The organism is uncultured Bacteroides sp. (assembly GCF_905207245.1).
Lineage (GTDB): Bacteria > Bacteroidota > Bacteroidia > Bacteroidales > Bacteroidaceae > Bacteroides.
This window is the reverse complement of sequence record NZ_CAJLKP010000039.1, coordinates 49,366-56,323: the sequence shown is the minus strand read 5'-3', so window position 1 is coordinate 56,323 and position 6,958 is coordinate 49,366. Positions and strand designations below refer to the sequence as shown.

Annotated in this window: 3 protein-coding genes; 2 read left to right on the top strand and 1 reads right to left on the bottom strand. The window is 41.7% G+C overall.

From position 1 onward, the window contains the following. The first annotated feature begins 573 nt into the window (after window positions 1-573). Window positions 574-4,680, top strand: a complete 4,107-nt coding sequence (locus tag QZ135_RS13085) for a hybrid sensor histidine kinase/response regulator transcription factor (protein ID WP_294609845.1) — start codon at window positions 574-576, stop codon at window positions 4,678-4,680. Between the two features lie 159 nt (window positions 4,681-4,839). Continuing rightward, window positions 4,840-5,541, top strand: coding sequence for a hypothetical protein (locus QZ135_RS13080; RefSeq protein ID WP_294609842.1), 702 nt, complete (start codon window positions 4,840-4,842; stop codon window positions 5,539-5,541). A gap of 257 nt (window positions 5,542-5,798) precedes the next feature. Here QZ135_RS13080 and QZ135_RS13075 read toward each other — a convergent pair whose 3' ends face one another. Further along, window positions 5,799-6,857 (bottom strand): alpha/beta hydrolase, encoded by a 1,059-nt coding sequence (locus QZ135_RS13075; protein ID WP_294609848.1) that lies wholly within the window; start codon window positions 6,855-6,857, stop codon window positions 5,799-5,801. Between the last annotated feature and the right edge of the window lie 101 nt (window positions 6,858-6,958).

Genomic DNA, 6,958 nt, shown 5'->3' with positions numbered 1-6,958 from the left:
AAAATATATTGAGTAAACTAACTTAGGTATAACAAGCGAAGTTGTCAACTAAATCCAGTACAGTACAACAGTACAACCCTCCTATATTTAGATCCGTTTCCGCTGCAGGGAACGGCAGTTTCCCCTTATGGGAACTCGCGTTTCCCTTAATGGGAACGCTGGTTTCTCCTGCTGGAAACGATAGTTGCCTGCCATAAGGAAGATCTAAATGATTAGTTCTGAGACCATAAAGATGCCTTTAGGAAGCATTAAGAATAATACGAAAATGCATGGCAAAGCAAGGAATTGACGGAGGGGAATAACTGCCGGATAAGAAGTGATATAGAGAAAAGTCGTAACAATGCAGAAAAAACTTTTCTTTATGTTTATCTTCTTTCCTTAAGCGTCATTCCAAATAAAAAACAAGCGGATTGCAAATCCGCTTGAACGAGGGTGCCCTCACCGTCTTCGGTATATATGAGTATTCTATTCATTTAGACCTAGTATTTCATTCAAATTACAATTAATTGAGCTTTTTCTAGTGCTTTAGACTTAATTTTTATTTCTTTGTACATAAATTCTAATCTAAATCCAATGAGCAAGGCAAAACAAATATTCTTATTGATGCTATTTCTTCTTTTCCCTATCATGCTTCATGCATCTTTGGAAAAGAACTATAAAAAGATGAATATGCAGAACGGTCTTGCCGGTAATTCTGTTTATTCCATCTTTAAGGATAAAGACGGGTTTATATGGTTTGGAACGGGAGACGGGTTAAGTCGGTATGACGGGAAGAATATACGTAGCTTTACTTCGGACAAGTACAATATGACTATTGAGTATATGTATGACACGTCGGACGGATTACTTCTTTTTATAACGAACAGTAATTTGCACTGTTTTGACCGTTATCGGGAATGTTTTGTAGAGACTGGTAATTTTAGGGATAAACGGTATTATAATACAAAAGGGCTAGTGCTCCTGAATGATTCGACGTATTGGTCAATCTCAAAGAATAAACTGCATCTGTTGAAACGGGTTCTCAGTAAGAATCCTAAGAATAAAGAACGGCTGTTCTCCTTGGAAGTTTTGAAAGAGTTCGCATTGACGGATGAACAGGAAGTGATTACTAAGATTTGTAGCTCGCCGGACAAGAAAAAACTCTTCCTGATAACCAAGAAAAGCAGCCTGCTTATATTTGACGTGCCGTCGGGAAAGTTGGAAACAACCGTGAAGCTGTATGCCAGTCGGACTGATTCCTATCAGATTTCTTCGTTGGTGTGCGATAAAGATTATTTGTGGATGGCAACGATTGGGGGAGGGGTGTTGCGTTATCATTTACAGAGCCATACTTTAGATTCCTTTACGAACAATAGTCCGAAAGAAAAACCGGACTTGTCACATAACGATGTATATGCTATTACGGCTGTGGGGGATGAATATATGGCGGCTACATGGAACGGGTATACAGTGCTCTCTGTAGATAAGAAGAGTGGGGAAACAACTACTGAAATCAACAATCAACTTGCCTATCTTTATAATTTTGAATCCCGCATGCTTGCTGTCTATTATGATTCTCGCGGATTGGTTTATTTCGGGACGCATGGCGGAGGAGTCATAGTTCTCGACCTTAGAAAGCAATTTTATGAGAGATTCTCGCAGGGGGAGATCAATGAAATCTGCGATATTGTGTCCGATGATGAAGGGTATGTCTGGTTGGCCACATTCAACGGGACAATCATGCGCAGTACCTTGCCGTTTGAACAGACAGGGAATTTGGATTTTGTAGCGAAAAGGATGCCTGTAGCAGAGGGAAAAGCGGCGCTTTGTGCCATGAAGGATGAAGACGGCAATTTATGGTTCGGCAATTCGGATGCGTCCATCACTTGTTATCAGTCTTCCTCCGGGAAATTCGTGGATTATAATTTGCCTCCTGAATACAGAAAGAATAATAACCTGAAATATTCTACTTATGTATGGCAACTGTTCATTGATAGTAAGCATCGTTTTTGGGTGGGGACACGCAATGGGTTGTTGCTGTTTGACCGAGAAACAACGAATTTCTCTCCGGTTCTTACAGTAAGTGACAATTTGTTGGAGAAATGTTCGATACGTGCTATAGCCGAAGGCATAAATGGAGAGCTTTGGCTGGGTACTCCTGACGGATTATATCAATTGAGTGTAGATACCCGTACCCAAAAAGTAGAGGTGAAGGGAGATTATGAAGTTAAGGCAGGGATCGGAGCCCGGTATGTCCGTGCTTTATTGGCTTCCGGGGACGGACAACTCTATGTCGGTTATACGGACGGACTGGGAGTCTTATCCGAAAGTGGGGATTCGATCCAGCATTTCTACACGACTCATGACGGAATGTGCAGTAACTTTGTCACTTGCATTGCGGAAGATGAAAAAGGATATGTATGGTTAGGTACTAACTCGGGTATTTCCCGTTATAGCCGTCATTTGGATTTGTTTTATAATTACTATATCTCGGGTAGTAACCGTTCTGTATTGCATATCGGGAAAACTTTGTTCTTCGGAAATAACTATGCTTTGACTTATTTTAATCCGGAAGCGGTAGAAACTGTGCCAAGGATAAAGAAAAACCTGTTGCTGGACTTGGAGGTGAACAATAAGCTCGTGGCAATCGGAGAAAAGGTGAATGGGCAGGTACTATTGGAGAAAGGACTTCCTTATACGGATAAGATTGTGCTGGCTTATGCTAATCGTGACTTCTCGCTGTCTTTTAGCAATCTTCTCTATTCAGAAGAAAATCAGAAATATAATTATCGTTTGCTGCCTTACCAGAATGAATGGGTGGTGTGCAATGGAGGAGAAAAGGCTTCTTACACTAATTTGCCCGCAGGTGATTATGTGTTTGAGGTAAAGAGTGTTTATGCTGATAGCTCGAATAATATTGTAAATATGTTGGCAATCAGCATTCAACCTCATTGGAGTCAAACGATCTGGTTCCGTTTAGGGGTGTGTATGGTTCTTATTTTGATAACCGGTTATGGCATTTATCGTGTCCGCCAGGAACAACGGAGGGCTAAACGCGAATTACTTCTAAAGCATGAACTGCATATATCCCATATAGAATGCGAAAAAGAAAAACAGATTCGGGAAGAAAGAGAGAACTTCTTTACCTGCGTGGCTCATGAGTTGCGGACTCCGTTGACATTGGTGCTTTCTCCGTTACAGGAGTTATTGCATCGGAAAAAAAAGGACGATCCCGACTATAAGGCTTTGTCATTGATGTATGAAAATGGTAATTCGCTTCATCGTTTGGTGGATGACCTGTTGAGCGTGCAGAAGATTGAGGCGGGGATGATAAAATTATGTCTTTCCGAAGTTAATATTATAGCTTTATTGAAAGAAGCGGCAGATACTTTCCGGCAAATGGCTGCATCAAGGAAGATTGATTTCGTCATTGATTTACCGAATCGGTCTATTCCTCTATGGGTGGATGTGGAGAAAGTGGCTTCTGCTGTGCGCAATTTGCTGTCGAATGCCTTTAAATATACGGAAGCGGGAGGTAAAATCACTCTCTCTCTGGTCGAGAATACGTTGGATGAAAAAGAGTATTGCCGGATTGTTGTTTCTGATACAGGTAGGGGAATTCCAGATGAACTGCAATATCGGGTGTTCGATTCGTTTGTTACCGGAGCGACTGCTCCTTCCTTTTCTACCAAAGTAGGTATTGGACTGCATATTGTGAAAAATACGATGGATATGCACCATGGTACGGTAGATTTGCAGAGTGAGTTGGGCAAAGGAAGCATTTTTAGTTTGAACTTTCCGAAAGGAAAAGCACATTTCGCAGATGATAATTACGAAGAAACTGTATATGAGCTTGCGAGCGATGAAACGAATTTGGAGAAAGGAACTTCCGAACCGGAACAGATGACTAAAGAAGACAAAGTTGCCGCAAGGTATAAGGCTACCTTGTTGGTTGTGGAGGATAATTTCGATATTCGTCAGTATATTGTGAGCCTCTTTCGAAGTGAATATAATGTATTAGAGGCTGATGATGGGGAAGAAGGTGTGAAACTGGCTACCTTGCATCTACCGGATTTGATTATTTCCGACATTATGATGCCGATAAAAGATGGCTTTACTTGCTGCAAGGAAATCCGAGAACAAGTCGAGACGGCGCATATCCCCCTTTTAATGTTGACGGCGAAAGCGGAAGATACTGATATTATCAAGGGAACCCAGCTTGGAGTGGATGACTATATGATGAAACCTTTTAATCCTTTAATCCTGAAAGCTAAGGTTGAAAATCTAATTTTGCGTAGAAAACATCTGAAACGGATTTATACCAAATCGTTGATGCTGAAACAAACAGTGCAGGAAACCGAAGGGGATGATTTTATGCAGAAGGTAATTAATATCATAGAAGCCAATCTGACTAATGAACACTTTAATGTGCAGACGCTTGCCACTCAATTGAATATGTCACAGCCGACTTTGTTCAGAAAGATTAAGGAGAGAAGTGAACTATCTATTAGTAAAGTGATTCGCAGTGTAAGGATGAGTAAAGCGGCTTCACTTATTACGGAGCATAAATACTCTATTTTGGAGATATCGGAAATGGTGGGATTCAATGATCCGAATACATTTAGGAAACATTTTACTGAACAGTTTGGCATTCCTCCTTCAAAGTACAATGAACAAAATAAGAGAATTGTACAAAGATAAAACCATTATTAATTTCAGTTGAGCTATGATACATTGACTATGCCGATGAAAACAATCTATATCATATTGTAGTATATGTAATATTTATTGCATTAATATATTTGTAGTATACTTTATATTCATTATTTTTGTCGCATTAATATAAAAACAGCGCACTATATGATAGTTAATATTCTACTATGTGATACATTCCCGGGACTTTTTCCTAAAACCATTCCATCATATGTTTCAATGTTTGACAGACTATTTAAGAGTGTGGAAGCAGATACAGAGATCCGGGTATTCAATGCTCACCAAGGTGAACTTCCTCAGACGCTTCATTTTAACGAAATATACCTGATAGGAGGATGCAGACTGAGTGCTTATGATGATGTAGCTTGGATTAAACAGTTGATTGGCTGGATCCAGCAAGCATATAAAGTGAAAGTTAAGCTTATAGGCATCTGTTTCGGACACCAAATTATTGCCCAAGCTTTAGGAGGAAAAGTTGCCAAATCACCCAAGGGGTGGGGGGTAGGTATCCGCAAGTCGGTCCTGACTGATGATGAAGCAATAACATACTTCCCGGATAAAGAGATGCGATTACTTTACAATCACCATGACCAGATGATGGAACTTCCCAAAAGGGCTACTGTAGTGGCTACAGGTTCATTCTGCAAGTATGATAGTTTCCGCATATCAAACCATGTTCTTACTTTCCAAGGACACCCTGAGTATGTACCCGAATACGAAGAATACCTAATATTGAACCATGCAACCGATGAACCTGAAAGTGTGAGGAACAAAGCCCTTCAAAGCCTTGCCAAATCTACCCACCAAGGTCAATCTGTGGCTTCATGGATTCTCAATTTCGGGAAATAATTCATTTTGGTTCTCTTAATATATGCAGGAATAACTGCATTATACTCTAATATACTATCGTAACATATTATGAACGAACAGATTTCTTCTCTCTTTTATTATATACTCCCGATTCTATCGGTGGCAGTTCTATCTGCGCACCGACTTGAACCAGGAACTGATTTCTCGCTTCGACCACTAGCTGGAAAAATATATCCTTGAGGACTTCCGAAGAATAGACGCTTGTCCACCCGTGATAAAATGGCCGGAAGGAAGAATTACATTAAATTCTTTGTAAAGAAATCGATCAGCTTATTCCAAGGAATGCACTTTTTCTCACCACCATCATAGAGATCGCAATGGCTCGCACCGGGGATAATGAGCAGTTCCTTGTTCTCAGGACATGGATTGGGCTTGATGCCAGCCTCAGGACGGCCTTCTACCATATACTTATAAGCATCCTTGCCGAAGTAGAGGGAATGAGCCTTCTCGCCGTGCATCACCAAGACAGCCGAACGGATCTCATTAGAGTAATGGAGGAAACGAGTATTCATATAAGCCTGCGTCCCAAAGGTATGCCATCCGTCGTTTGAGTTTCCGCTGCGAGGATGATATCCACGGGGAGTCTTGTAGTAGGCGACATAGTCAATCAGGAACTGTGGCGCACCTTCCGGAGCCTGTTCAGGGAGTGCGCCGCCAGGAGTCGCTTCACCCTTTTGTACAGTGAGGGTACGCTGGGCAGCCCACGCTTCACGTGTGGCATGACGAGCCTTTTCATTGTTGTCTGCGTCGAAGTATCCGTTACCGCCTACGCGAGTCATATCATACATGGTACTTGCAACTGTTGCCTTGATACGGGTATCAATGCTTGCAGCGTTAATTGCAATGCCGCCCCATCCGCAAATGCCGATAATACCTATCTTCTCAGCATCAACGTTTGGCTGAAGTCCAAGGAAATCGACAGCTGCCATGAAATCTTCTGTATTGATGTCCGGAGATGCAGTACGGCGTGGCGTGCCGCCGCTCTCACCAGTAAACGAGGGATCGAAGGCGATGGTGAGAAAACCATGTTCTGCCATGGTCTGTGCATAGAGTCCACTGGCTTGTTCCTTTACCGCACCGAACGGACCGCTCACAGCAATGGCAGCGAGTTTACCGTTGTAAGTCTTCGGTTCGTAAAGGTCTGCCGCCAACGTAATGCCATAACGATTGACGAACGTAACCTTGCGGTGATTCACTTTCTCACTTTGTGGAAACGTCTTGTCCCATTCCTGCGTGAGTTGCAGTTCTTGTTTCACAATTTTATTATCCATAATCTTAGTGCTTTGTGCCATCATGCCCGTAGCACCTGCTACGACGAAAGCTGCTGTCATTAATAATGTCCTCATATTAAGTTCTGTTCTTGTTTGAGTGCAAAATTACGGAGATTTGGTAGATG